We start from the raw sequence: 24774 nt of genomic DNA, 5'->3' as shown, positions 1-24774 counted from the left end.
CCGGGCTCTTGAGCCTCCCCGAGTTTATGCGCACCCCGACGCCCACCACCTGAGAGTCCGGCCAGCGCGCCACCCCCTGCGCCTCTGCCACCGGTCAGAACGGCAGGAGGGCGTCGTCGTCGGACTTCTCGGCGGGGTCGAACGGCTCGGACACCCCCTCGGGGCCCTCGTCGTCCGTCGCGTTGCCGGTGTCGTCGTGGTCGTGGCCGTCGACACCGGGGAGGGCGGCAGGGTCGAACGCGCCGGTGAGCCCGTTGAGCGAGCCACCCAGCCCAGGTGCCGCCCAGCCGGCGGCGTCGACGTCGCCACCCGGCACCGCGGCCACCGAGACGGCCTCTGCCGGCCCAGCCGCAGCATCCGTCGCCGTCGGCGCACCGGGAGGCCCGGGGTTGGCGAGCACCCGGGTGAACACGGCGGTGCCCCGCGCGAGGTCGTGACCCACCGCATCCGCCTCGATCTCGACGCTCGTGCCGGTGCGCTCGCCGTTGTCCCACGTGCGGATGCGGAGGCGCCCGGAGACGACCAGCGGGTGGCCGACCTGGAGCGAACCCACGAGGTTCAGCGCGAGGTGCCGGAAGCCCGACACGGAGTACCAGTTGGTCTCGCCGTCGACCCACTTCTTCTGGTCGCGGTCGTAGCGGCGCTGGGTGGAGGCCAGGCGGAAACTCGTGATCTCGAGACCCGAGTTCGTCGTGACGTGACGGGGCGTGGTCGCGACGACTCCGGTGACGGTGATGAGGTCGGGCATCGGATGCTCCTTGCAGTTCGGTTGATGAATGCAACGAGTATCGAGACGGTCCGGGACGACGAACGCCCGCGACCTCGATCTGTGGACGAGGGCGCGGGCGTCGTGGACTGTGGAGAAGTCAGGCCGCCTTGATGTACCTGGCGTAGGCCTTGCGCACCTTGTTCACCTTCGGCAGTGCGACGGCCATGCAGTAGCCCTGACCGGGGTTCTTGGCGAAGAAGTCCTGGTGGTACTCCTCGGCGCGATAGAACTCGCCGAGCGGCTCGAGGGTCGTGACGATGCCGCCGTCCCAGAGGTCGGCGGCGCGCGTCAGGGACTCCTCGAACAGCGCCTTCTGCTCCTCGCCGTCGTAGAACATCGCCGAGCGGTACTGCGTGCCGATGTCGTTGCCCTGACGGTTGAGCTGGCGCGGGTCGTGGAGGGTGAAGAAGACGTCGAGGATGACGTCGGCCGGGATGACCTCGGGGTCGAAGGTGACGGCGACCGCCTCGGCCTGCCCGGTGGTGCCCGTGCAGACCTGCTCGTACGTGGGGTTCGGCACGCTGCCGCCGGTGTAGCCCGAGACCACGTCGCTCACGCCCTCGAGGGTGCGGTAGACGGCGTCGAGGCACCAGAAGCAGCCTCCTGCGAGAACGAAAGTTGTCATGCCCGGAGTCTACGGGGAGCTGACGGGCCCGATGTCGGTGGTGCGCCGTAGCCTGCCCTCATGAACGCATCCAGCATCACGACCGGTCGCCCCGCCCTCCGCCGCGTCCGCGAGGGCTACTGGAGGGTCACCGCGGCCTCCGGCCACGTGCTCGGCTACGTCGAGCTGCGCGACGGCGAGCACGGGCAGCCCGGCGAGCCCGTCGGCCGCCGCTTCACGGCGAAGCGGCTGCTGCCCTCGCTCGTGGTCGTGCCGATCGGCGAATTCGCCTCGGCGGAGGAGGCGATGGAGTGCCTGCGCTGACGCAGATCACAGTTCCTCCCACACCGGCCCGTCGGAGCGCCGGGCCCGAGATGCGCGGGTAGTGTGCCGCACATGGAATGGTGGAATGGTTTCGCTCGCTGGTTGTACTCGGCCGACGGCGAGTACGTCGTGTCGAGCATCGTCTTGCCTGCCGCCGCGATCATCGTGGCGGGCCTCATCGCAGCCTGGGTCGCGCACTCGGCCGTCAAGCGCCTCCTGGCCAAGCACGACCGCGAGCTGCGGGTCTCGGCCATCGCCGCGCTCATCGACGCCGCCGAGCAAGCCTCGGTGTGGAACTCCCTCACCCCGCAGGAGCAGATTCTCTCCGATCGCGCGACCGGGCAGGCCGACATCCAGGTGCGTCTGCTCCCCATCAAGGGCTCCGATGTCGCGGCCAACTGGGCGGCGCACGCGCTCGCCGAGATGAAGCGCAACTCCGCTACCTTCGGCTACCAGATCGAGCCGGCGGTCATCGAGTTCCGCGACCGCCTGGTCGACTGGCAGCAGCGGCCGGGCCGGGCGCGCAAGGTGTTCCAGAGCGACCTCGACCGCTGGGCCGCCCAGGGCGACTCGGCCGAGCGCGAGCTGCTCGCCCAGCAGGACGCCTGGGTGGCGCAGCAGCACCACAACCAGTACGCCGACCAGCAGGGCGGCTCGCCGGCCGGGGCCGGCGCAGCGGCGGCGAGCCCGGTGGGCTCGGGCGCTCCGGCGGCTTCGGCCTCGAGCATCGGCACCCCCACCGTCGCCGTTCCGGTCGACACCTCCCGCATGCACCCGTCGGCACCGCTGCCGCCCACCCACGAGCCGCGGCCCACCGTGCAGCAGGTCGCCTCGGGCACCGGCTCGCGTGGCGTCGACCGCCGCGCCACCTCGAACGGCCTCGGCGACCTCGAGCTCACCACCGACCCCGGCGAATCGCGCGCCGCCGGCGAACTCCCTCCCCCGGTGAACGCCTTCCCCCCGCGCGGCGGCTCCCACGACTGACCGCCCAGAGTGACTACGGGCCGAGCGGACTCCCCGCCCGGCCCGTAGTACGCTTTTCGCGTCGCCCCTGTAGCTCAGTGGATAGAGCACCGGCCTTCTAATCCTTTTGCTGCACCTTCGCGTCGTCGGCAGGGTTGCCGGTGGCGGTGACGGCGATGTAGTCGCCGTAGAACTTCACGGGGTCGATTCGCAGCACGCGAGCGATGTGCTCGAGCTCGTCGGCCAGGAACGGTGACTGTCCCTTGAGGCGCTCCCCCATCGAGGTGGGGTTGAGCCCGATACGGATCGCTACGAACCGTGCTGACCGCTCTTCCTGGTCGATCATCGATTTCACGAACGCTCCTCGTGCGCGGCGCAGGAGACGAGTCTCGTCGGCGAAGGGCGTGACGTTGTTCTGAATGCTCATGCCGAAGAGTGTATGGGTTTCCGGACACTTTGACAACAAGTGCCTTCCAGCGAGTCGGAGAATCCGGCAACACGCCAGTTCTGCCTGTTGTGCATTGTCGGAATTCCGTTCATGCTGTCGGACATGACTGAATCACGGATAGGGATCCCCGACAAGGTGCGCGGTGTGGCCGCCGAGAAGGGGTATACCCAGGAGCGCACAGCGCTGACTATCGGCATCTCCCGGACTCAGCTGGGTGAGCGCTACGCAGGCCGCATCTCGTTCAAGGCCGACGAGATCCTGAAGCTCGCTCTGGCGATGCGTGTTCCCGTAGAGCGCTTCTTCCCCAAGCCCGAGGAGATCGACGCCGCTGAGGAGCGTGTCGCATGAGCGCCGTCGAGATCGCCCAGGTGGACGACGGGTCGCTGGTCGTCTCGTCCGAGACCATCGCGGCCGGCGCTGGCGTGGAGCACCGAGCCGTGCTTCAGCTCATCGGCAACAACATCGCCGACTTCGAGGAGTTTGGGGCGGTCGCATTTCAAATGCGACCGCTGCCCGGAGGTGGCAACCCTGTTCGCATCGCACTGCTGAATGAGCCGCAGGCGACGCTGCTGATGACGTTCCAGCGGAACACGTCTCAGGTCCGTGAGTTCAAGAAGGCGCTGGTGAAGGCGTTCTTCGAGATGGCTCGGCAGATCGCGGACATGTCGGTGCCGCGGACCCTGCCGGATGCTCTGCGGGCCTATGCGGCTGAGGTCGAGGCTCACGAGGCGCTGAAGGCCCAGCACGCGCTAGAGGCGCCGAAGGTTCACTTCGCGGACAGCGTGGCGGCGTCGAAGACGACGATTCTCGTTCGAGAGCTCGCGACAATCCTGCGCAGCAAGGGTGTCCAGACCGGTGAGCGCCGTCTGTTCGAGACGCTGCGGCAGGAGGGCTATCTGATCCGTCGCCGCGGGATCGATCGGAACATGCCGACGCAGAAGTCGATGGAGCTCGGCCTGTTCGAGATCGCGGAGGGCGTCGGTCAGCCTGCTGGTGGGGACACGCACATCCGTAAGACGACCCGGGTGACTGGTAAGGGCCAGGTGTACTTCATCAATCGGTACGCGCCTCGCGACGGTCTCTTCGAAGTCGAGGTGGCGTCGTGAGGGCGCTGCGGCGTCTGGCGATCCGTGTCAGGGCGTGGTGGAACGGCTACGGCGTTGTGTTCGTGCGAGCCAGTCGCGGACCCGCGGGAACCGTCTCCTCTTCGGCTGACGGTACCGCTTCCCGGTCAGAGGGCGAGTCCACTCGATGAAGAACTTCATGGGGTGCTCCCCGATGTCGTCCTTCGCGGGTTGCGCAAGGACCTGCGCTTTGGTGCCGGCTTCGACGAACGCGAACGTCCTGTCGATGGGCTGCGATGCCCCCTCGATGTGGATGGTGACGTCCGTCGCGTCTTCCTCGGTCCGGTTGATGAAGTCGATCGGTATGCCTCCGATCACGGCCCAGTGCGCTTTGTACCGCGGGGCGCGGAGCTCGGCGCGGATGCCGAGGATGAGGCCGCTGATGCCGGTGACGATTGCCAGTCCCCAGGTGACCCATTCCCACCATTCCATGCCCGGAGCTTAGCGGGCACCTACAGACTGCCGCGTCCACTCCCCCCAACGGATTCCCCCTCCGGTGGGCGCGGCTTCCCCCTCAAGTACTCAGAGAAGAGAGAACGCAATGTCGGAAGAAGAGACCGTCAAGAAGGTCGCGACGAAGGTTCGCGACATCACCGGCTGGCATGGTGACGCGCAGCTGTTCAAGCTGGAGCCGCCCCTCGAGAAGTCGGGCCCGTTCGTCGTCGTGTCCGCCGTCGACCTGCCCGTGTATATCCCGGATTACCGGACGAGCGAGACGATGATCTTCCCGTGCGACGAGGCCGGTGAGCACGTCGACTTCGGTGAGGTCGCGTTCGTCCCGTACAAGTCGCACGTGGACGCGCTGGCTGACCTCGGTTACGAGGTGGCGTGATGTGCGAGTGCATCATCTCGACTGAGGACGCGCAGCATGTGCTGTTCATCGTGGGTGACTTTGGGCTGGGCGTCGAGCCTCCTCGTCTGCGCGTGAGGTTGATCAACGGCATCCGTCGCGCTCTGTCCGGTGACGAAGCCAAGTCGGTGGCATCGCGTCATCCGGGGATCGTTCGGGCGTTGCAGATGACGAGGACGAACGAGTCGCTCGAACGTTTGCGGACGCTGGTGAAGGACCGTCTGGATTCTGAGGCGGTGGCAGCAGCATGAGCGCCACGTTCGTGATGGGTGACATCGGTGAGCCGGTTCGTCACATCGAGCTCGAGCCGCTCGAGACTCCTGCGTTCGTTCCCTCGGAGCCTGCCGCTCCCGAGCCGGTGAAGGAGCCGCAGCATGTCTGAGTTCAGCGGTCTCGGTTTCGGTGTTGGTGTGGTGCGTGGTGCGCGGTCGTTCAACGTGACGCCTGACGGTCGGCTCACGGGCGTGTTCCATCAGCGTGAGTGGGTGGCCGGCGAGAACGTCGCGTCGTGCATGTCGCTCTCGTCCAGTACTGATGCGCTCATCGCCGCAATTCGCGGACTAACACGATCGAGCTACGGTCTACCGGCCATTCCCTTCTCGGGCGAGGTCGGTCCGACCCCGAAGTCGCACGACATGTCGAAGTGCACGTGCGGGTTCTACGCCTACTACGACGGTTCGAACGACTATGCCACCGACGCGCGAGTCAGCGCGGTCGTCGAGGGGTACGGCCAGACGGTCATCGGGACTCGCGGGTTTCGAGCTGGGAAGGCTCGGATCGTCGCTTTGCATCTCGAAGCATCTGAGCCGCCGAAGCCGTGGAAATGGTGGCTGCACCCGCACCGTTGGGCTGTGGAGAAGCTCGTCGATCGGTCCCTCCGGACCAACAGCTTCAGCAATAGCTGGATCGTGTCAATCGGCATGATCACCGCGTTTATCGGGATCGGCATCTGGCTCCTCGTCATCGACTGGAAAGCGTTCGAGATCTACCTGTTCGAGCGGTACCGGTCGGTGAGCAAGAACCCGTCGAAGTGGTACCGGCCGCGTGACAACGGGCGAGGTCTGACGCCGGAACAGGTTGATGGCATTCGCCGCGGGTTTCCCGATGTTCCGCTCTTCTCGTCGTTCGAGGAGATGGTGCGGGCATTTCCGCCAGACGAATCTCTTGGGGCACTGCCTGACCGTTGGGCCCGCTCGTGAACGGCGCGCAGGTGTGGGCGCTGCTCACGATCCTGTTCGCGGGCATGGCGATCTTCCGGTCGTACACGGTCGCCGTTGACGGTGCCGTCACGGTGTTGATCATCGCGACGATCCTGTCGGCGGTTGCTGCGGCGCGTCGTGTGCCGTTCCGGGGTGGACGGTGAACGCCGTGGATGTCGGGCAGCAGTCGGATGTGGAGATCATCGAGCACCTCGACTTCGAGCCGCTGAAGTCCTGCGAAGTCGATCTGACCGCCACCGAGACGTGCCCCCGTGAGGCGGCGTGGGTGTGCATTTGGACGTGCTGCAACCGGGCTGAGCTCGTCTGTGACCATCACCGCGGGAACTGGGTGCGCAACACGGGGAAGGCCGTCGCGTTGGGCTACCACTTCCGGTGTGAGCACTGCGGTACCGCGACGCCTAACGTGCACGACGCCTTCGACTGGATTCCGATCGGTGGTGTGTCGTGAGCATCGAGGAGGCCATGCGGGAGGTCGCGCCGGGGTTCGGTTTCGGCTTCACGCACGCGGCTGGTGTGGACCCTTCCCTGTCGGGCACGGGTGTCGCGTCGATCGACGCTGATGGTGCCGCGGTCACGTTCCTGGTGCCGAAGCGGCCGTCGGTGTCGACGACGGATGTGCCTGCGAACGATGACCGTCTGAGGGCGATCTCTGGGGATGCTGTCCAGTTCGTGCCTGCGGGGGCGTTGGTGCTCATCGAACGCCTGTACGTGCCTCAGGGGCGCGGGAAGGACGGTGACCTGATCGCCCGGGCTGGCCTGTGGAACTTCATCGTGCGGGGGCTCAGGGATAAGGGGTGCACGGTCGTGTCGGTTGCGCCGGCGACGAGGGCGAAGCTCGCGACCGGGAACGGCGGGTCGAAGAAGGACGACGTAATGCGGGAGATGCGGCGCCGGTTCCCTGGTGTGCCGCTTCCGGATGACAACACGTGCGACGCGTTGGCCCTCGCGTCTGCTGCGGCGGCGTGGGCGGGTCTTCCCGTCCCCGAGCCGCTGAATCAAGGGCAGAACGAGGCCATGACCACCGTGGTGTGGCCGCTCAGGAGAGGGAGCAACTGATGACCGTGAAGTACACATCGAAGAAGCCGGACGAGACGAAGGACGGCCTGCAGAACCTCGAGGATGCGTGGACGCGTCCTGAGGTCGAACCGGAGCCCGTCGTCGTGGTGGGTCTCGTGTCGCGTCACGCGATCGCGAAGAACGCGGGTGGCGACTGGCAGGCGACTGCTGGGCTGCAGCACGTCGAGGTTCTGACGGGCGATGGTGCCGACGAGGCGAGGGAGCTGCTGGCGCTGGCGTACCAGGCGCGCACGGGCGACTCCGAGCTCGAGATTCCCGAGGCCGACTGATGCCCGCCATGGTGGCCGGCGTCGTGCCCGCCCGGTCGTCGTGGACGTGTCCCGGGTGCCAGCGGCATGCGCTGATCCCTGATGGGTTCGGTGGCTGGTTCTGCCCCAAGTGCGGCGACGTGGAGGTGGACCGGTGAAGACCATGTTCAACGTCGTCGAGCTCGTCACCGACAAGGACGGCTTCGAGTTCTCGCACGTCGAGTCGGAGCACGACTCGCTGCAGGAAGCGACCGTGGAGGCGCAGCGTCTGAACCGGGACTACGCGCACCAGTCGTTGCTGGGTGCGGGTGACTCGGTGGAGTTCATCGTCGACGAAGTGCAGGTGGACGACGATGACGTGGCGTGATCGCATCCTCGCTGACGGGTCGAACCGTGACGCGTGGAAGGAAGCCCGCTACCCGGTCATCGGGGCGTCGGACGCGAAGATCCTGTCGAAGGCGTCGTCGATTCCCCTGTACCTGGCGGGGAAGCTGAAGCGGGACGTGTTCACCGGCAACGTGTTCACCGAGACCGGGTACAGGTTCGAGCCGATGGTGCTTGCGTGGGCCGGGTTCGACCACAACGTGGCCCTGGTGCACGCCCCTGATGAGCCGGGTTTCGCGGCCACCCCGGATGGTGTGAAGGAGTTCGGGAACGGTGACCTGGCTCTCGCTGAGGTGAAGGTCAAGCACGTTCCGGCGCCGCACACGATCAAGGGACCGACCCTGCCGGAGAAGCGTCAGTTGGCGTGGCAGTTCCGGGTGTTCCCGGAGGCGTACTGCATCGACTGGCTCTGCGCCGAAGTCGACCGTGACACCGAGGATCTGCACGAGCAGGAGCCGTGGAAGATCCGCTTCTACCCCGACGACCCCGAGTTGGTCGCCATCCAATCCAAGGTCGAACCGATCGCGGTCGACCTTCTGGGCAGGCTTCGCGCCGCCCTCGAATTCGAGAAGGAGCTCGCCTCATGAGCACGACTGAACTTGCTCTGCCGACATCGGTTGTCCCGTCCACGTGGAACCCCGACACGGCAGCGCTCATGGAATTCTCCGGCCTCTCCTGGATTCAGGGCGGGCAGCGTGTGTTCGCGCCCTCCGGGGTGATGGCGGCGTTCCTGAACGCGTGTGCCCGCACCGGGCTGGACCCGTCGGCGAAGCAGATCTACGCGATGGAGATCGGCGGCAAGTGGTCGATCGTGACCGGTGTCGACGGCATGCGTGTCGTCGCGCAGCGCACCGGCCAGTACCTCGGTCAGACCCCGATCCAGTGGACCGCTGACGGCGTGAACTGGGTCGACGTGTGGCTGTCCGATGACGCGCCGGCGGCAGCCCGTGTGGGGGTGCGCCGGGTGGGGTTCGCGGAGCCGCTGTATCAGGTAGTGACGTGGAAGGAGTTCGGGAAGACGACCGGGCAGTGGCGCACGATGAAGGCGCACATGCTCGGTATCCGGGCTGAGACTCACGCGCTGCGTAGGGCGTTCCCGAACGACCTGAGCGGCCTGTACACACCCGAAGACATCGACGGTGGGCACGCAGCCCAGGACGCTCTCGTTATCGCCCCCACGGAGGACTGGGAGGCGCTGATCGATGCCGCGCAGTCGAAGGACGAACTGAAGGCGATCGTGGACCGCTGCCAGGAGGCGGAGGAGCTGTCGGATCGTATCCGGACAAAGGTGCTGACGAAGTACGGCATGTTCAACCGGGCCGCGGAGGACGCCGAGCGTGAGCAGGTGACCGCATGAGCCGCCGTCGGTGGCGTCGCGGTGAGGACGTCGTTCTGACCGTGACCGGGAAGTACTCGCTGCTCGGCGCTGTGTGTGCTGACGAGTGGGAAGACGGGCGTGTGCTCGTCAGGTGGGAAGACCGCACCACGACTCGCATCATGGGCGACCTGCTCACCACACCGGGCGACGCTGCAACAGTGCAGCCGGACGCGCTGCTCGAGCATGCACGCCGGGTCGCTGCTCTCCTCGAGGCGCAGCTGGCGCAGATCGAGGCGCTGGTGTCATTGCCGATCGCGGTTGAGGTGTCGTGCCTTGACCGGGTGATGCGCATCCGGGAGATCCTCGGGGTGGAATCGTGAGCGCCTACTACGAGGCCGAAGGTGTGACCGTCTATCACGGTGACTGCATCGAGGTCATGCGCGAGCTCGCTGACGACTCCGTCGACGCTGTCGTGACCGACCCGCCCTACGGCCTCGAGTTCATGGGGCGGGAGTGGGACGGCGCTGACGGGTTCCGACGATCGCTGAACGCAGCGGACGCGGGCCGCGAGAACGTCTTCGGTCGCACGTCACAGAAGGCACCTGAGTACCGCACTACGAGCAAAGCTCGTGCGGGTATGGGTGCCACAGGCTACACGGATGGCAGCGAACGGCTTGAGCGCCCGTCATTCCTTGGCGGGTTGAATCCGAAGTGTCTGAACTGCGGCAAGTGGCAGCGTGGCGGCAACCCTTGCTCGTGCGATGCCCCCGAATTCCCGAATGAGCGTGCAGGGCGCATGCACACGTTCCAGGAGTGGTGCGAGCAGTGGGCTGCTGAATGCCTGCGAGTGCTCAAGCCGGGCGGGCACATGCTCGCGTTCGGCGGGTCGCGCACTTGGCATCGGCTCGCCTCCGCGGTCGAGGACGCGGGCTTCGAGATTCGCGACTCGATCGCGTGGCTGTACGGGTCGGGATTCCCAAAATCGATGGACGTCGCAAAGGCCATCACGGGCATGGAGTCCGGTCATGGATCGAACGCAAGCGCGATTCGCAAAGCAACGATGGGCGACGACTACAAACCCTCCGGCGTTCGCGGCAACCGCGACGGGGTGACCCGTCGAAGTGACACAGACATGGCGGACCGAGTACTCGAGCTCACCGAGAACGGGCAGAAGTGGCAGGGCTGGGGTACGGCGCTCAAGCCCGCCTTCGAGCCCATCGTGGTGGGGCGCAAGCCGCTTGCCGGGACAGTGGCGACGAACGTGCTAACACACGGCGCCGGGGCTCTGAATATCGACGCGGCGAGAGTGCCCGGCGGAGAACGTCCAGTCATGGTCCGCACGGCAACCGTTGTGTCGGCGACAAGCATGAGTGGGGCATCGACCGGGGCAACTCAGTCCGGTGAGATGACCGACAGAGGCCGATGGCCGACGAACGTCATCCTCGACCAGTCGCAGGCAGCCGAGCTCGACACGCAAACGGGGACGCTCACTTCAGGCAAGATGCACGCCGGTCAGCCCCGCAAGGGCAAGCCCGCCGACATCCTCGGCGCGTTCGCTCCGGACCAGGTGCGGAACGACACCTACGGCGACTCGGGCGGCGCGTCCCGGTTCTTCCCCACGTTCAGGTACGAAGCGAAGGCACCTTCGGATGAGCGCCCGTCGGTGGATGGTATGCAGCACCCGACCGTGAAGCCACTCGACCTCATGCGCTGGCTGGTGCGCCTCGTCACCCCGCCCGGCGGCACCGTCCTCGAACCATTCGCCGGCTCCGGCACCACCATCGAGGCTGCCCTGCTTGAAGGGTTCTCATGCATCGGCATCGAGCGCGAGGAGAGCTACCTCCCGCTGATCATGCAACGCATCAAAAAACCACTTCAGCAGGGACTCTTCGACGGATGGGACGGTGCAGCGTGAAGGTCTACATTGCAGGACCGATGACCGGCCTGCCGCTGTTCAACTACCCGGCGTTCAACGAGGCAGCCGCCCATCTGCGGGCACTCGGTCACACCCCGCTGAACCCGGCGAGGCACGACATCGCGGGACCGATCAAGCCGTGGGACTACTACATGCGTGATGCGCTCAGCCTCGTCATCCAAGCGGACGGGATTGCCCTTCTATCTGGCTGGGAAGACTCACGTGGCGCAGTGCTTGAGCACATCCTCGGCGATGCGCTCGGAATGGACATTCGACCGCTAGAGGGGTGGCTGTCATGACGATCATGCCGAAGGTTGCGCCTCCGACCGCGAAGGAAGAAGCCGAAGCGTACGAGATCGCGAACGACCGCGACCAGAACCGGTGCGTGCGGTGCGGGTCGTTCGATGGGGTGCAACGTGACCACAGGAAGAACCGGTCGCAGGGCGGGCTGACACTCGCGTCGAACCTGCAGCTGCTCTGTGCTCGCTGTCATCTTTGGAAGACAGACCACCACGCTGAGGCCGTCGAGGAGGGCTGGGCTGTCCCGATGCGGAAAGACCCCGCCCAGTGGCCCGCACGCCGTCAGATCCGCGCTGGACGCCCCGTGCGACTCCTCTCCTGGGTGCTGTACAACGACCGGGGCGGGATGAAGGAGATCCCCGCGGTCGACGCCTACGAACTCATGGGGCGGATCTCATGAGCGCGCCAGTGATCGTCGACTTCTACTGCTGCGAGGGTGGTGCCTCTGCCGGGTATGCGGCTGCCGGTTTCTCGGTGGTGGGGGTCGACCGTGACCCGCAACCCCGCTATCCGTTCCCGTTCCTTCAGATGGATGCGCTCGAAGCGATGGACCGGCTACTCGCCGGCGAGTGGCTCACGTTCCACACGAAGAACGGCATGCCCCTCTTCGCTCACATCAGCCTGATGGCAGCGTGGGTGGGTTCGCCCCCCTGCCAGGCTAGAACCAAGGCGCAGAAGATCCAGGGCCGCGAGCACCCACTCCTGATCGCTCCCACACGTGAGCGGTTCATTCGCTCCGGGCTTCCCTACGTCATCGAGAACGTGGTGCCCGACGGGTTCGACCCTGACCCGCTGATGGACCCCGTGCTGCTGTGCGGCGAGATGTTCGAGATCGAGACGTACCGGCACCGCCTGTTCGAACGAACTTCGATCTGGAAGCACCGGAGCACCCGAAGCACATGGCGCGGACGACAAAGATGGGGCGCCGACCAGTGCCTGGTGAGTACATGCACATCGTCGGCAACTTCTCCGGCGTCGATCGCGGACGCCAGGTGATGGGGATGCCATGGGCTTCGCGAGATGGGCTTCGGGAAGCTGTCCCGCCCGTCTACACCGAGTTCATCGGTCGTCAGATGCGAACCCAACTGGTGGCGGCATGAGCGTCGACAAGCAGGCTCTCGTCGCGTGGCTCCGCGACCGGTCGAAGCACCCGAACCCGTTGGTGGGTGCCGTGTATCAGGGGCTCGCGGACAGGGTGCAGCGCGGCGACTTCGACAAAGACAAGGAGGTGGAAAAGAGATGAGCGTACTCGTCAGCTCGTGGGTGTGGATGCATTCCACGACGAAGGGCAATGACCGCCTGGTGCTGCTGGCTTTGGCTGACAACGCGGACGATGCCGGTGTGTGCTGGCCGTCTGTGTCACACCTGGCCTCAAAGACTCTCCTTCACGAGCAGACCATTCGCACCCGTCTACGGGCATTGAGAGCGTCTGGTGAGCTCGAATGGCAGGACCGTCCGGGCACTTCTAATCGCTTCCGCGTGGTGATGGATACCCCTACGAAAAGCGCTACCCCTAGCGATTCTCTAGGGGGTAGAAAAGCGCTCACCCACCCCTCCGAAAAGGACTACCCCACCCCTACGAACGGTTCGGTAGACACCCCTACGAACAGCTTTCGTAGGGGAACCGTCATAGAACCACCAGAGAACCATCAAGAACCACCAGAGGTGTTCGAGCTGGATATCCCGAGGGGATCGAGGACAGCGGTCGCGTTGCCGAAGCCGTGGCTGCTGACAGCCGAGATGAAGCAGTGGGCGGCAACCCACGCCCCACTCGTCGACGTCACGGAAGAGACGAAGCAGTTCGTCGAGTACTGGCGTGAGGGCGAGGGCAAGGGGAAGAAGAAGAAGAACTGGGAGCTGACCTGGCGGAACCGCATGAAGCGGAAGCAGGGCGACTACGAGAGGACCGCTCCCGGCTCGACTGTGACTTCGGCGTGGGACGGGTACAAGGAGGTGAGTGAGGGATGAGCGAGCTCGTGTACGCGCAGCGCGCCGTGCTGGGGGCTGTTCTCCTGACGCGTGGTGAGCTGCTGGATCAGATCACGCTTACGGGTGACGACTTCGGTGCCCCGAACCTGTCGTCGATGTTCGATGCGATGCGGGCGTTCCATGCGGAGGGGAAGCCTCTGGATCAGGTGACGTTTGCGGAGGCTCACCCGAAGTGGGCTCCGGAGATCTGGAAGCTCACCGACGAGGTGCCGGCGCTGGTGACCGCGGTGGACTACGCGGACATCGTGAAGGAGGCGTCGGTGCGGCGCCGGGTGCACGCGGCTGGTGTGCGGATCGCGGAGTGGTCGCAGGTTCGGGAGTTGTCGGCGCTGACGGAGGATGCCCGGAAGGAGCTCGACGAGGCGTTCGGGATGACCGAGCAGCGGGTCCGGTTCATGGATGAGACGCTGCTTCACACGCTGGACCGGTTGACGAATGAGGACCCGGTGGTGTTTCCGACGCCGTGGGGGTCGCTGAACTCGGTCCTGAATGGTGGTGTACGTCCGGGGCAGTTGGTGATCATCGCGGCCCGCCCGTCGTTGGGTAAGTCGGCGGTGGCGTTGCAGATCGCGACGGAGCTCGCGAAGACCGGTTCTGTGGCGTACGTGTCGCTCGAGATGTCCGAGGAGGATCTGCAGCTGCGTGCGGTGTCGCAGGGCGCGACGGTGCCGCTGTCGGCGTTGACGAAGAACGCGAAGCAGATGCCGGAGTGGATGTGGCAGAAGGTGGCGCGGTGGCGTGAGCAGACGCGGATGCCGATCTCGTTCGACGATCGTTCGGAACTGACTGTCGCGGACATTCGCACGTTCGCCCGGTCGGTGCATCGGAAGGCGCCGCTGGCGGGGATAGTCGTCGACTACCTGCAGCTGATCACGGATCGCCGGAAGGGCGACATCTCTCGTGAGCAGCAGGTGTCCTATGCGGTGCGGCAGTTGAAGATCATGGCTCGCACGATGGGTGTTCCGGTGATCGCGCTGTCGCAGTTGAACAGGCAGTCGGAGTCGCGTGCTGATCGTCGACCGCAGATCTCGGACCTTCGGGAGTCGGGGGCGATCGAGCAGGACGCCGACACGATCATCCTGCTGCACCGGGACATGAAGCCGGGTGCGGTGGCGGATGACTTCGAGATGTTGGTCGCGAAGAACCGGAACGGTGAGCTCGCTTTGGTGCGTCTGGCGTGGGAGGGCGAGTTCGTTCGTGTTACTCCTCGCCGACGTCGTGTGGATGAGGGGCCCGGTCAGCCGCCGGCGCTCGAGGGTGTGTGAGGAGGAGATGGTGATGCAGATCATGGAGACGGTGCAGCGGCCCCTGGTGGGTGTTGAGCCGAACGACGAGTACGGGGTCGACCTGATCCTCGGGAAGAAGCGGGTGAGTCTCTCCCTCGCGGACGCGAAGCGGGTGCGGGAGTGGATCGCTGAGGTCGAGATGCAGCAGACGATGTCTCTGAACCAGGACATGCGTGACCGTGCTGACCGGATGCTCGCACAGCCGAACGGCGCGTGGGAGGTCGACCAGTGAGCGCCTGGCTGATCCTGCTCCTGCACGAGCTCGCGAGCCGCGTCGACGGACTGACCGACGACCGGCATCTGACGACTGATCCGGCATGCGCGCAGTATCGGGCACGGCGCCCGGGGAGCCGTCTTGACCGGATGTCGCGGGGTGTGTCCTGCACGCCTTGCATGATCGCCGGCTCTTACTTCGGCGACGAGTGCATCCCGTTCAGCTTGAGAGAGGAACTCGCATGACGCTGACAGCCGAACAGTACATGGCCCTGGGTTACGACGAGGAGTCAGCGCTACAGGAAGCGGCGTACGCGGCCCGTACAGCGGCGAACAGCCCCGAGGTGGACCCGGAGGGCATCGACGCTCAGATCGCAGCCGTAGAGGCCGCTGTAGCCTCCCGCGTGTGCACCCTCTCCGGACGGTGGGGATGCACCCTCCCCGCAGGACACACGGGTGACTGCGTGAAGACGTGCGTGAACCACTTCTGGAAGCGACTCGGGGAAGGCACCGAGATGTGCCCCATCGAACCCGCCTACGTGAAGTTCGGGCACCTGTGCGGCCCCTGCTTCGGACGGCTGAAGGGTCGCCTGCGGGAACTGGTCACGATCCTCCCGCACATCCGGTCGATGGTGACCCCATCGCTGGGTGCCGGGGACGGCCCGCGGGTGTCGGGTACGAAGGAGCAGCCGCTGCCGATGAACGCGACCGCTGTGGAGGACTCCCACGACCTGTTCGAGCGGGTCAACGAGTGGATGGCGCAGTTCAACGAATCCCTCGGCCTCGGGGTGAGTCTCGCGACGCTCACGTGGATGCGTCGTTCCGGTGACAGCATCCCGGTGGCGTGGGCTGACGAGTACGGGTCGAAGCTCGCGATGCTCGACATCGCCACCTGGTATGAAACCCATGAGCTCACCATCGTGTCCGCTCTGCCGCCGTTGACGGTGAAGGCGTGGTGGGACGACCTCGACGACATGACCCGGCAGTACCGGGCCCGCTACAAGCTCACCGACGGGCGCCAACGGGTTCCGATTGCGCCGGCGTGCACGGAGTGCGGTGAGCGTGAGGTCGAGGTTCGGGCGGACGGTGGGCGTCTCATCGACGTCAGGTGCCGGCACTGCGAGACCGTGTTCAACGCTCGCGAGCACAAGGCCATCTTCGATGCCGCTGAACGGGCGGTGACCCTGGTGATTTCGTTGCAGTGCGATCAGGGGCATCACAAGCAGTGCCGGTGGGTGGATTGCCCGTGCGGGTGCCATGAGAAGAGCGTGGCGGCGTGACTGTCGCGTGTGTGTGCCACAACGAAGGAGAAGAGAAGTGATGGATGCGAATCAGATTGCGGCCCCGTTCCGCGAGGTCGCCCGCAGGTATGACACTGCCGCACCGGGGTGGCCGTTGAAGGCCTCGGCGGTCTCTGAGGATTTGGGGCGCGCGGTCGAAGGAGAAGAGAAACGATGAACGAGAACGACGAGACCAAGGGCATCCGCGTCACCATCGAAGACCTCGAAGAAGGAACGTCGGAGACGAAGGTCATCTGGAACGACTACCTGCTGATCGCAGCCGGCGACCGATACCTGGCGAACGTGAACGCGCACGGCAACGGCACGCACGTTCTGACGGTGAAGCGCGACCTCGGGGCGGTGTCCTCGTGATCTCTTCTGATCGTTCCCCGGGTGGACAGGGAAACCAGGAAGCGGGGTCGATCTTGAGTTCCGCAGCAGACGCCGCCGACAGCGACACGCAGCTATTTGCCCGGATCGAGAAGATCGCAATGAGCAGCGAGGGGCGAGACGTCGACGGGATACAAGACGAATTCGTGGCCTGGCTTCGTGAACGGGCAGACCAGCCGCTGTCATGAACGGCCATGTGCGGTGGTGGGAATTCCGCAAGCGAGCGGCTTGCCCGCATTCGGATGTACGCCCGATTTACGGCGACGAGATCATCCACGCGACACCCGACTGGAACCGGCTGCAATGCAGGAGATGCGGTCGCTTCCTCGACGGGCCGGTCGCATTGGCAACTCTGAGAGCAAAGGATATTCGTTCATGACTGACCTGTTGGGTGACCAGGAACCGGTGATGCGGGTCGTTCAGGTGGCCCCACGGACAACGAGTTCGGCGGTGGCGTGTGCTCAGATCAACGAACTTCAGGAGGGTGACATGGGTGACCAGGAAAGGGTCACAGATTTGGCGGCTCGGCTCGACGAGCGCGCTCGCGCGTTCAACGATGCGGGGCTCCGCTATGGGGTCGCGGATCTTTTGACGGAGGCCGCTGAGCGTCTGCGCGCAGCCGAATCCGAGAGGGACTCCGCCGTGAAGGAAATGCACGACCGCGAGCTACACCACTTCGAGGTCGAAGAAGAGGCATCCGAACTCCGCGCTGAGCTTGCTGTGGTGAAGCAGCAGCGTTCCGACAACCTGCGAGAGATCACAGCCAGGGACGCCGTCATCGCGGAGGCGCACCGTGCGTTCGGCGATATGCCAGTGATGGAGGGCGGCAGTGGCGCGTCGGGCGAGGAGTCGTGGTTCAAGGCTCGGGTGGCAGAGTTCATGCGATGCCGAGACCTTCTCGCTGCTGCTCCTGTGTCTGTGCTTGCCTCGCACGCCGCCGAAGTAGCAGCGAAAGCCCGGGGGCAGGCACTGCGTGACGCCCTGGCGCAGATCGTGGAGGGAGCCCCGCCTCTGAACGCCGAGCTCACACTCACTCCGGCTGGCGTAGTCGAGGACCGAGCTATGTCGGCTTACGTCGAGGGCCATCACGACGCGTGGGCCGCGGTCAACAGCATGATCCTCGCCGAAGCCACCGAAAGCGAAAGGTGAACCCCAGATGGAGCGCATCGAGCAGCGAATCATTCAGACAGCGATTCACACTCTCGGAACCTGCCCCGGTTGCAGTGAAGGCGGTTGCTTCGCTGGCTACCACTGCCCGTGCGACGGCTGCGAATGCTGGCGGAAGGAAGGGCAGAGCGATGAGTGACAACGAACGCGACGAACTGGGTTTCGTCATCGAGGACCGCGCCGGCATCGACGTGCTGGTGTACGAGAACGGTAGTTGCCGTCCGGCGCAGCCTACCGAGGTGAAGATGTGGCGGGCGTTGGTGTCTCGGGACCGGCGTATGAAAGCCGAAGGCGCAGCAGTCGAGATGGATGCCCTCGCCGATCGCATCTACGAGACCGCCCCATGGGTGATCGGGATGCTCCGCGACCGTGCTGCTGAACTGCGAGAGGAGACCAACTGATGGGCGTCCAAGTCGGAGCATCGTTCTCTGGTCGGCGCAGGTACGTGAGCATCGAACTCGAGCCAGAAGATGCAGAGGGGCTGGCTGATGAACTTGCTCGCCACCGCAGTGACCGAGGGTTCCGAGAACTCGCAGAGCGTATCTACTCGATCCTCGACGTGTTCAAGGCCAGCGACCGAGAGCAGGTGAAGTGATGCCCGCCCTGTCCTCTCGTACTGATGAGCAACACCACACCACCAAGGCGCCCTGATGGAAGACCGCGAGCTGTACGACGTTCGGTCAGCGTCACGCCGGGCCCGACGCTCGCGATGGACGATCTACCACTGGATGCGAGACGGCATGCCCTACCAAGTCATCGGAGGTCGCCGGTACGTCGCGCACGACGACCTCATCCAGAAGCTTCGAGGCACAGCCCAGTCCCGCATCCAACACGCTCGCCGACACGATTCGCGAGGCCGATTCACGAAGGCGCAAGAAAATTGTTCCGAATTGGTTTGACACGCACCATGTCACACAGTTTTGATTCAAAGTACGCAACAAGAGGCCAAGGGTTGGAAGCGCCGCTCGCCTGCCTCATCTGGACCCGCCACCGACCTCTCTCCGGTGGTGACACAGGGTTGACAACCTGACCGCCTGGGGGCGGTGAACTCGTCACCTCGCGGGCCCTGGCCTCAGGCCTACAGTCCGCACCCCACCGCTGGGAGCGCAACTCTGGCGGTCACGCTGGGAGCCGACGTAAACGCGACCGGGCATGTACTCGGGTTCGTTCGTCGGCTCCCAGCACACGTCTTTGGCCGCGCACCTCACCCAGTTCGCCTGACACGCGGCACGGTGACCGGAACGGCACCCCACGTCGAAGGAGACAGCGCATGACCCACTCGACAATGTGCGGGTCGCACAACGAGAGCGGAAGCGGCTGCTACGTGCCCTGGTGCACGTGTTCCTGCCACCACACGGAGCCTGATTGGCCAGCTGCCTGATGCGACCACTCCCGGTCCTCATCGTCGGCCTCACCCTCGTGAAGCTCGCGATCCTCGTCGCCCTGTACTCGCTACGCCTCTCACCCGCCGACCCCGGCCCACTTGAGGACGACTGATGGCGGCGAAGCGCCCCCGCGACGGCAAGGGCCACCGGGCCTACCGCCGCGCCCAGGCCTCGCTGAGACAACGCACCAAGGAGCAGCACCTCCCCTGCGGGTACGGGTCACCATCCGGGTGGGGATGCGGCGAACAGATCGACACCACACTCGACGCCCGCCACGCACGCTCCTTCACAGCCGACCACGACGTCGCCATCAACAACGGCGGACGCCTCGTCGGCCAAACCCTCGTGCCCATGCATCGGGCGTGTAATGCGCGCAAGTCCGACCACGCGACGGTCGAGATCTGGGGCGCGACCTAGGCAAGGGAGCCGAGCATGCCCGCCTGCACCGCACCCGGATGCTCGAAGCCAGCACGATCCAGCAAAGCCGCCTACTGCCCCATGCACTACCACCGCCTGTACCGGCACGGCTCGCTCGACGCCGTCGCCCACAAGGCAGGTGTGACCGCCAGCAAGGGACGCCGCTACCGCATCACCCGCGACCCCAGCCACCCCCTGGCCATGGCAAGCGGCCTCGTCTACGTGCACCGCAAAGTGCTGTACGACATCATCGGACCCGGCGAACACAGCTGCCACTGGTGCGGCACCACCATCCGGTGGGCACCCAAGGGCACACCCGGCATCCTCGTGCCCGACCACCTCAACGGGTACGGCGACGACAACCGCCCCGAGAACCTCGTCCCCTCCTGCATGAGCTGCAACATCACCCGCGCCCAACAGGAACGCAGCGCCGCACTCCGAAACGCCGGCTTCTGGTCAGCCAACGACACCATCGCCCACCTCAAGCACAAGGGCCGCAAAGACCCCATCCAGGCGGCAGAGCCGAGAAAAATTAGAAATCCTGAAGTCGCTGCCCACCTCCCGCGCGGTCGTGGCGCGTTTCTCCCCGCTCCATTTCGTGTTCTCACTCCAAATGCGCGATGACACCAATTCGGAGGTGGCGCTGATGCCCCGAGCGTTGACCCCGTGTGGCAAGTACTCGGCTTACAAGCGGCATCTTCGTCTCCACGAGCCAGTGGATGCCGCATGTCGTCGAGCGCAACAGGAACACGACTCGAGTCGGTCTAGCTCTGCGAGGACGAGAGCAGGAGAGGCGGCGAAGCCGGTGATCGACACCCAGCCTGAAGATACGCCGGCACCACTTGAGCCGCTGGCGCCGGCACCCAAGACCGAAGACGGTCACGTGTCCCGTCTCGAGGTGCTGCTGGAGATGCTCGAAGACTCGCGGGCGGCTCTGCGCGAGTTGAGGACGAAGAGCCCGGAGCGGGCTTACCTGGCGTCGCGTGAGCAGCGGGAGATTCTCGCGGAGATCGCGCAGCTGCAGGGCAACGGGCAAGTGAAGGGGGTCACTCTTGCTGACCAGCTTGCCGAAGTCCGAGCTCGTAGGCGCGCAGCGTCCGCGGCTTCATAGGCTCCCGCCGCGTGCGGGGTCGCTTGGCGAAGAGGCGCTCGACCTGTGGTATCTCGCTGGGAAGCGGAGCGACCCATGGCAGGAGCTGTCGCTGGATTCGATCTTCTCGATCGATGACGACGGCCGCTGGGTGTGCACCGAGCACGGCGAGCTCGTAGCACGCCAAAACGGCAAGGGTGACGTGTTGTCGCCGGCCACGATGGCGCACCTGTACCTGTGGCCGAAGCCGGACGGCGAACCGAAGACGATCGTGCACACCGCGCACCAGTTCAAGACTGCCCGTGAGGCGTTCCTGCGGCTGAGGCGGGTGATCCAGTCGTCGGCGGTGCTGATGGGTGAGGTCACCCGGATCTCGACTGCACACGGCGAGGAGGGCTTCGAGCTCGCGAACGGCAACCGCCTCCTGTACCTGGCGCGGTCGGCGAACTCGGGTGTGGGCTTCACGACGGATGTGCTGATCATCGACGAGGCGCAGCAGATGTCGCAGGCGGCGCTCGACGCACTGCTGCCGACGATGTCCGCGGTCGACAACACGCAGATCATCTACACCGGCACGGTGCCTGACGAGCTCAACGATTCCGAGGTGTGGGAGGGCGTCCGGGATCGTGGGCGTACCGGCAGCGACCCGCGCACGGGGTGGATGGAGTTCAGCCCGGAGGGGTCAGAAGACCCGGACGTTGCCGACACCATTGACATTCGCGACGAACGCAATTGGGTTGCCGGTAACCCGGGTCTCGGCTACCGGCCTGGTCTGACCCGCGAGACCATCGAGGACGAGATCTCCCGCCTGTCGCCCGATTCGGTGCGGCGCCTCCGGTTGAACATCTGGCCGAACCGTCGACCGGTCGCGGAAGTGAAGCTGTCCGAGCTCGATCTGGACGTGTGGAAGCGGCACGCCCGCGAAGACGCCGGGGTCAGCGGCGACGGCGTGGTCCTGTCCCTCGCGCTCGGGCGCGGCGGCGGGTACGGCACCATCGGGAAGGCTGTGCGGGTCGACTCGGAGCACATCGCGGTCGAGCACCACGACACTCAGCGCGGCACCCGGTGGATCGCACCGGCTCTCGCGAAGCTGAAGAAGGAACACGGCAACGCTCTCGTCGTCCTCGACGCGAAGAACGCCGCCGCGGTCATCTCCGCTCTCGAGACCGCCGGGGTCAAGTTCCTGGCGATGAACCTCGACGAGATCGCCGCCGCACACACCCTGTTCATTGAGCACGTCAACGCCGGCCTGGTCCCACACCGTCCGCAGGACGAAGTGACCATGTCGCTTCAGATGGCCACGACACGAGCCATAGGACGCGCTGGGCAGACCTGGGAGCAGTCAGACCCCACCAAGCCGATCACACACGCTCAGGCGGTCACGTGGGCGCTGTGGGGCGTCCTGAAATCCGAAGCGACCCCGACGAAGAGAACACCACCACCGCCCGCTGCTGCCGTGCTGACGCGCGAGTCGGCAGGGGTGAGTGCAGAGACCAACCTCGCGACTGTGGGGTTCTAGACAAAGGAGGCGTTGTGGCCGAGATCGGATATCAGGCCGATGGCGCTCTCCTTGGGTGGAGTGCGCTGCTGAACGCTGTGCACGAGACGAACCCTGACCTGCAGTGGCCGAACTCGCTGGACGTGTTCGATCGGATGCGTCGCGAAGATCCTCAGGTGAAGTCGGTGCTTCGCGCGGTCACCCTGCCCATTCTTCGCACTGAATGGTCGATCGACGGGTCGGGGTGCCGTGATGAGGTGACGCGCGAGATCGCGAACAACCTCGGTCTGCCGATCAAGGGTCAGTCGTTCGTCGCGCCGCTTCGGTCGAAGGGTCGCTTCTCGTGGAAGGAGCACCTGCGGCTTGCTCTGCTCGAGCTGCCGTACGGGCACTCGTTCTTCGAGCAGGTATACGACCAGTCGGACGGCCAGACGCGTCTCGCGAAGCTCGCCTGGCGACCGCCTCGCACAATCGCCGACATCGACGTGTCCCGCGACGGGGGCCTGTCGGCGATCGAGCAGTACGGGTACACGGGTCACTCCAACGTCCGCATCCCAGTCGACCGTCTCGTCGCGTACGTCAACGAGCGCGAGGGCGCGAACTGGCTCGGCGAGTCCCTGCTCCGGTCCGCCTACAAGATGTGGGTGCTGAAGGACCGGGTGCTGCGCATCCAGGCGCTGACCGCCGAACGTAACGGTCTGGGCATGCCCGTCTACACGGCCCCCACGCCGCCCGAGTCTGGGACGTTCGAGGAGCAGGTGAAGTTCCTCGACGCTCAGATCGCTGAGGGGCTGAAGCTGGTGCAGCAGGCTCGTGCGGGTGATGCTGCGGGTGTCTCCGTCGCGAACGGGGCGACGTTCAAGTTCGAGGGCGTCGTCGGTGACCTGCCTGACACGGACAAGCCGATCCGGTACTACGACGAGCAGATCGCTCGCGCGGTGCTCGCGCACTTCCTGAACCTCGGCACCGAGACCGGGTCGTGGGCGCTGGGGTCGACGTTCGCGAACTTCTTCACCGACTCCCTCAACGCGGTCGCCCAGCACATCGCTGAGGTCACGAACCAGCACGTCATCGAGGATCTCGTCGACTTCAACTGGGGTCCAACTGAGCCCGCGCCGCGCATCGTGCCGGCGGCGATCGGTGAGCAGCAGCCGGTGACCGCTGAAGCGATCAAGGCGCTGATCGAGTCCGGCGCCGTCGAGCCTGACGAGCCGCTCGAGGTGTACGTGCGCGAGAAGTTCGGTCTGCCAGTGAAGGACGCCGCGACTGTGCGCCCCCGACCCACCTCTCAGCCTGTCGAGGAGGCAGCATGAATCCGTTCCGTCCCGCCGCTCGTGGAGAGCGCACCCCGATCCGCGCCGAAGCCCCGGCCGCCCGCACGGACGGCACCTTGGCCACGCTCCGCCTGTACGACCCGATCGACAGCTACGGCGAGTTCTGGGGCGTCTCCGCGAAGGAGTTCGCCCGAGTCCTCGACGAGCTCCCCGACGACACCACCGAGATCCGGCTCCTGATCAACTCGCCCGGCGGCGAGGTGTGGGAGGGCGTCGCGATCATGAACGCGCTCCGCAGCCACAAGGCGCGCGTCGTCGCCGTCGTCGAGGGCATTGCAGCGTCGTCGGCGTCGTTCATCGCCGTGTCGGCTGACGAGCTCGTGATGATGCAGAACAGCGAGCTCTACATCCACAACGCGTGGGGAATCGCGATCGGAGACGCCGCGGACCTGCGCGCGCTCGCCGACGACCTCGAGAACCACTACGACCGGAACATCGCCTCCGTCTACGCGGCCAAGTCCGGCGACCCCGTCGATCACTGGCTCGCCGAGATGGAGAAGGACCGCTTCCTCACCGCCGAGCAGGCCGTGGCGGAGAAGCTCGCCGACCGCATCGAAGGTGTCGGCGACGCCGCCGCGGCGAAGGCGAAGTTCGACATGTCGGTGTTCGCCCGAGCGGATGGCCGTCGCGCCGCCGCACGTGCAGCCACCCCGAAGCTCCCGTCTCAGTCCGAGCCGGGTGTCCCCAACCAGAAGGAGAAGCTCCAGATGAGCGACACCATCAAGGCTGGTCTCCGCGAGCGGCTCGGCGTGACCGATGCCGACGTTTCGGACGAGGTGCTGCTCGCAGCGCTCGACGAGGCACTCGAGGAGCAGGCCGACGACACCCCCGCGCCCGTCGCGGCGTCCATCCCCGATGGCGCGATCGTCGTCGACAAGGCGGCGTACGAGCAGCTGCAGTCGAACGCCGCCGCCGGCCGCACCGCGCTCGACACCATCGACGCCGCCCGCCGCGACGCCGTCATCAAGTCCGCTCTCGAGGACGGACGCATCGCGGCCGCGTCGAAGGACTCCTGGCGCGCCCAGCTCGACAAGGACGAGGAGGGCATCACCGCCATCCTCGCTTCGATGCCGAAGAGCAGCGCCGTTCCCGTCGAGGAGCTCGGTCACTCCGACAGCCTCACCAGCGCGGACGACGCCCTCTACAACCAGCTCTTCCCCGACGAGAAGAAGGGAGCCTGA

40 protein-coding genes and 1 pseudogene are annotated in these 24774 nt (G+C 65.8%); 37 read left to right on the top strand and 4 right to left on the bottom strand.

The features are described 5' to 3' along the window. Positions 1 to 94 precede the first annotated feature (94 nt). Together HL652_RS04520 and msrA are read right to left on the bottom strand one after the other, a co-directional pair. Positions 95 to 748 (bottom strand): single-stranded DNA-binding protein, encoded by a 654-nt coding sequence (locus HL652_RS04520; protein ID WP_171704189.1) that lies wholly within the window; start codon positions 746 to 748, stop codon positions 95 to 97. Positions 749 to 866: 118 nt separating this feature from the next. After that, positions 867 to 1394, bottom strand: coding sequence for a peptide-methionine (S)-S-oxide reductase MsrA (gene msrA / locus HL652_RS04515; RefSeq protein ID WP_171704188.1), 528 nt, complete (start codon positions 1392 to 1394; stop codon positions 867 to 869). 60 nt (positions 1395 to 1454) lie between these two features. On the opposite strand from msrA, the gene HL652_RS04510 reads away from it, so the two are divergent. Then, positions 1455 to 1697, top strand: coding sequence for a hypothetical protein (locus HL652_RS04510; protein WP_171704187.1), 243 nt, complete (start codon positions 1455 to 1457; stop codon positions 1695 to 1697). 72 nt (positions 1698 to 1769) lie between these two features. Further along, positions 1770 to 2681, top strand: a complete 912-nt coding sequence (locus HL652_RS04505; protein WP_171704186.1) for a hypothetical protein — start codon at positions 1770 to 1772, stop codon at positions 2679 to 2681. Between the two features lie 97 nt (positions 2682 to 2778). Here the strand turns inward: HL652_RS04505 and HL652_RS04500 are convergent, their stop codons facing one another. Further along, positions 2779 to 3087 carry an XRE family transcriptional regulator gene (locus HL652_RS04500; protein WP_171704185.1) on the bottom strand — a complete coding sequence of 103 codons (309 nt, stop codon included), beginning with the start codon at positions 3085 to 3087 and terminating at the stop codon, positions 2779 to 2781. Between the two features lie 39 nt (positions 3088 to 3126). On the opposite strand from HL652_RS04500, the gene HL652_RS04495 reads away from it, so the two are divergent. Together HL652_RS04495 and HL652_RS04490 are read left to right on the top strand one after the other, a co-directional pair. Further along, a complete protein-coding gene (locus tag HL652_RS04495) occupies positions 3127 to 3456 on the top strand; it encodes a helix-turn-helix domain-containing protein (protein WP_216604008.1) in 330 nt (109 codons plus the stop codon). Then, on the top strand, positions 3453 to 4214 hold the full coding sequence (locus tag HL652_RS04490) for a phage regulatory protein/antirepressor Ant (RefSeq protein WP_216604007.1): 762 nt from the start codon (positions 3453 to 3455) through the stop codon (positions 4212 to 4214). Before HL652_RS04495 ends, HL652_RS04490 begins: the two co-directional genes overlap by 4 nt. Positions 4215 to 4241: 27 nt before the next feature. Here HL652_RS04490 and HL652_RS04485 read toward each other — a convergent pair whose 3' ends face one another. After that, on the bottom strand, positions 4242 to 4664 hold the full coding sequence (locus HL652_RS04485; protein WP_171704184.1) for a hypothetical protein: 423 nt from the start codon (positions 4662 to 4664) through the stop codon (positions 4242 to 4244). Between the two features lie 109 nt (positions 4665 to 4773). Here HL652_RS04485 and HL652_RS04480 point away from each other — a divergent pair, with 109 nt between their 5' ends. From HL652_RS04480 to HL652_RS04330, 33 genes and pseudogenes are all read left to right on the top strand, one after another. Continuing rightward, a complete protein-coding gene (locus HL652_RS04480) occupies positions 4774 to 5064 on the top strand; it encodes a hypothetical protein (protein WP_171704183.1) in 291 nt (96 codons plus the stop codon). Further along, entirely contained in the window at positions 5064 to 5333 is a 270-nt protein-coding gene (locus HL652_RS04475; protein WP_171704182.1) for a hypothetical protein, read from the top strand. The genes HL652_RS04480 and HL652_RS04475 overlap by 1 nt, the downstream gene beginning before the upstream one ends. Next, entirely contained in the window at positions 5330 to 5464 is a 135-nt protein-coding gene (locus tag HL652_RS21880; protein WP_256371287.1) for a hypothetical protein, read from the top strand. The genes HL652_RS04475 and HL652_RS21880 overlap by 4 nt, the downstream gene beginning before the upstream one ends. Beyond that, positions 5457 to 6281: a hypothetical protein gene (locus HL652_RS04470; RefSeq protein WP_171704181.1), complete on the top strand. Its 825-nt coding sequence runs from the start codon at positions 5457 to 5459 to the stop codon at positions 6279 to 6281. The genes HL652_RS21880 and HL652_RS04470 overlap by 8 nt, the downstream gene beginning before the upstream one ends. Continuing rightward, the gene (locus HL652_RS04465) at positions 6278 to 6445 is read left to right on the top strand and encodes a hypothetical protein (RefSeq protein WP_171704180.1); all 168 of its coding nucleotides are present in this window, start codon (positions 6278 to 6280) and stop codon (positions 6443 to 6445) included. The genes HL652_RS04470 and HL652_RS04465 overlap by 4 nt, the downstream gene beginning before the upstream one ends. Beyond that, the gene (locus HL652_RS04460) at positions 6442 to 6750 is read left to right on the top strand and encodes a hypothetical protein (RefSeq protein WP_171704179.1); all 309 of its coding nucleotides are present in this window, start codon (positions 6442 to 6444) and stop codon (positions 6748 to 6750) included. Before HL652_RS04465 ends, HL652_RS04460 begins: the two co-directional genes overlap by 4 nt. Next, positions 6747 to 7358, top strand: coding sequence for a RuvC family protein (locus tag HL652_RS04455; protein WP_171704178.1), 612 nt, complete (start codon positions 6747 to 6749; stop codon positions 7356 to 7358). The genes HL652_RS04460 and HL652_RS04455 overlap by 4 nt, the downstream gene beginning before the upstream one ends. Further along, positions 7358 to 7648: a hypothetical protein gene (locus HL652_RS04450; RefSeq protein ID WP_171704177.1), complete on the top strand. Its 291-nt coding sequence runs from the start codon at positions 7358 to 7360 to the stop codon at positions 7646 to 7648. The genes HL652_RS04455 and HL652_RS04450 overlap by 1 nt, the downstream gene beginning before the upstream one ends. A 133-nt stretch (positions 7649 to 7781) precedes the next feature. After that, the gene (locus HL652_RS04445; protein ID WP_171704176.1) at positions 7782 to 7994 is read left to right on the top strand and encodes a hypothetical protein; all 213 of its coding nucleotides are present in this window, start codon (positions 7782 to 7784) and stop codon (positions 7992 to 7994) included. Further along, positions 7981 to 8598, top strand: coding sequence for a PDDEXK family nuclease (locus HL652_RS04440; protein WP_171704175.1), 618 nt, complete (start codon positions 7981 to 7983; stop codon positions 8596 to 8598). Before HL652_RS04445 ends, HL652_RS04440 begins: the two co-directional genes overlap by 14 nt. Then, positions 8595 to 9368: a recombinase RecT gene (locus tag HL652_RS04435; protein WP_171704174.1), complete on the top strand. Its 774-nt coding sequence runs from the start codon at positions 8595 to 8597 to the stop codon at positions 9366 to 9368. The genes HL652_RS04440 and HL652_RS04435 overlap by 4 nt, the downstream gene beginning before the upstream one ends. A gap of 140 nt (positions 9369 to 9508) precedes the next feature. Next, positions 9509 to 9709, top strand: coding sequence for a hypothetical protein (locus tag HL652_RS04430; protein WP_171704173.1), 201 nt, complete (start codon positions 9509 to 9511; stop codon positions 9707 to 9709). Beyond that, entirely contained in the window at positions 9706 to 11244 is a 1539-nt protein-coding gene (locus HL652_RS04425) for a DNA-methyltransferase (RefSeq protein ID WP_216604005.1), read from the top strand. The genes HL652_RS04430 and HL652_RS04425 overlap by 4 nt, the downstream gene beginning before the upstream one ends. Before the next feature lie 20 nt (positions 11245 to 11264). Continuing rightward, on the top strand, positions 11265 to 11543 hold the full coding sequence (locus HL652_RS04420; protein ID WP_216604003.1) for a DUF4406 domain-containing protein: 279 nt from the start codon (positions 11265 to 11267) through the stop codon (positions 11541 to 11543). Further along, positions 11540 to 11944 carry an HNH endonuclease gene (locus tag HL652_RS04415; protein WP_171704171.1) on the top strand — a complete coding sequence of 135 codons (405 nt, stop codon included), beginning with the start codon at positions 11540 to 11542 and terminating at the stop codon, positions 11942 to 11944. The genes HL652_RS04420 and HL652_RS04415 overlap by 4 nt, the downstream gene beginning before the upstream one ends. Before the next feature lie 8 nt (positions 11945 to 11952). Beyond that, positions 11953 to 12540 carry a hypothetical protein gene (locus HL652_RS04410; RefSeq protein WP_216604001.1) on the top strand — a complete coding sequence of 196 codons (588 nt, stop codon included), beginning with the start codon at positions 11953 to 11955 and terminating at the stop codon, positions 12538 to 12540. Positions 12541 to 12640: 100 nt separating this feature from the next. Further along, positions 12641 to 12787, top strand: coding sequence for a hypothetical protein (locus HL652_RS04405; protein WP_171704170.1), 147 nt, complete (start codon positions 12641 to 12643; stop codon positions 12785 to 12787). Then, a pseudogene (locus HL652_RS22030) lies at positions 12784 to 12918 on the top strand (hypothetical protein); the annotation flags it as partial. The gene HL652_RS04405 and the pseudogene HL652_RS22030, both read left to right, overlap by 4 nt. 291 nt (positions 12919 to 13209) lie before the next feature. Next, a complete protein-coding gene (locus HL652_RS21655; protein ID WP_253743639.1) occupies positions 13210 to 13512 on the top strand; it encodes a hypothetical protein in 303 nt (100 codons plus the stop codon). Then, positions 13509 to 14798, top strand: a complete 1290-nt coding sequence (locus HL652_RS04395) for a replicative DNA helicase (RefSeq protein ID WP_171704168.1) — start codon at positions 13509 to 13511, stop codon at positions 14796 to 14798. The genes HL652_RS21655 and HL652_RS04395 overlap by 4 nt, the downstream gene beginning before the upstream one ends. Before the next feature lie 13 nt (positions 14799 to 14811). Next, a complete protein-coding gene (locus tag HL652_RS04390; protein WP_171704167.1) occupies positions 14812 to 15051 on the top strand; it encodes a hypothetical protein in 240 nt (79 codons plus the stop codon). Beyond that, the gene (locus HL652_RS04385) at positions 15048 to 15278 is read left to right on the top strand and encodes a hypothetical protein (RefSeq protein ID WP_171704166.1); all 231 of its coding nucleotides are present in this window, start codon (positions 15048 to 15050) and stop codon (positions 15276 to 15278) included. Before HL652_RS04390 ends, HL652_RS04385 begins: the two co-directional genes overlap by 4 nt. Beyond that, positions 15275 to 16312, top strand: a complete 1038-nt coding sequence (locus tag HL652_RS04380; protein ID WP_171704165.1) for a hypothetical protein — start codon at positions 15275 to 15277, stop codon at positions 16310 to 16312. Before HL652_RS04385 ends, HL652_RS04380 begins: the two co-directional genes overlap by 4 nt. Before the next feature lie 174 nt (positions 16313 to 16486). Next, entirely contained in the window at positions 16487 to 16684 is a 198-nt protein-coding gene (locus HL652_RS04375; RefSeq protein WP_171704164.1) for a hypothetical protein, read from the top strand. 393 nt (positions 16685 to 17077) lie between these two features. Then, the gene (locus tag HL652_RS04370) at positions 17078 to 17851 is read left to right on the top strand and encodes a hypothetical protein (protein WP_171704163.1); all 774 of its coding nucleotides are present in this window, start codon (positions 17078 to 17080) and stop codon (positions 17849 to 17851) included. Positions 17852 to 18000: 149 nt separating this feature from the next. Further along, positions 18001 to 18270, top strand: coding sequence for a hypothetical protein (locus HL652_RS04365; protein ID WP_171704162.1), 270 nt, complete (start codon positions 18001 to 18003; stop codon positions 18268 to 18270). A gap of 44 nt (positions 18271 to 18314) precedes the next feature. Beyond that, on the top strand, positions 18315 to 18464 hold the full coding sequence (locus tag HL652_RS04360) for a hypothetical protein (RefSeq protein WP_171704161.1): 150 nt from the start codon (positions 18315 to 18317) through the stop codon (positions 18462 to 18464). A 901-nt stretch (positions 18465 to 19365) separates the two neighbouring features. After that, a complete protein-coding gene (locus HL652_RS21470; RefSeq protein WP_216603999.1) occupies positions 19366 to 19671 on the top strand; it encodes a hypothetical protein in 306 nt (101 codons plus the stop codon). A gap of 15 nt (positions 19672 to 19686) precedes the next feature. Next, positions 19687 to 20295 carry a hypothetical protein gene (locus HL652_RS04350; protein ID WP_171704160.1) on the top strand — a complete coding sequence of 203 codons (609 nt, stop codon included), beginning with the start codon at positions 19687 to 19689 and terminating at the stop codon, positions 20293 to 20295. A 181-nt stretch (positions 20296 to 20476) separates the two neighbouring features. Further along, on the top strand, positions 20477 to 20782 hold the full coding sequence (locus HL652_RS04345) for a hypothetical protein (protein WP_171704159.1): 306 nt from the start codon (positions 20477 to 20479) through the stop codon (positions 20780 to 20782). After that, positions 20724 to 22280 carry a hypothetical protein gene (locus HL652_RS04340; RefSeq protein WP_171704158.1) on the top strand — a complete coding sequence of 519 codons (1557 nt, stop codon included), beginning with the start codon at positions 20724 to 20726 and terminating at the stop codon, positions 22278 to 22280. The genes HL652_RS04345 and HL652_RS04340 overlap by 59 nt, the downstream gene beginning before the upstream one ends. 14 nt (positions 22281 to 22294) lie before the next feature. Next, entirely contained in the window at positions 22295 to 23572 is a 1278-nt protein-coding gene (locus HL652_RS04335; protein ID WP_216603997.1) for a DUF935 domain-containing protein, read from the top strand. Continuing rightward, positions 23569 to 24774 (top strand): head maturation protease, ClpP-related, encoded by a 1206-nt coding sequence (locus tag HL652_RS04330; RefSeq protein WP_171704157.1) that lies wholly within the window; start codon positions 23569 to 23571, stop codon positions 24772 to 24774. The genes HL652_RS04335 and HL652_RS04330 overlap by 4 nt, the downstream gene beginning before the upstream one ends.

The sequence above is a fragment of the Herbiconiux sp. SALV-R1 genome (genome assembly GCF_013113715.1).
In the GTDB taxonomy this organism is placed as follows: domain Bacteria; phylum Actinomycetota; class Actinomycetes; order Actinomycetales; family Microbacteriaceae; genus Herbiconiux.
This window is presented reverse-complemented; position numbering and strand designations above follow the sequence as displayed.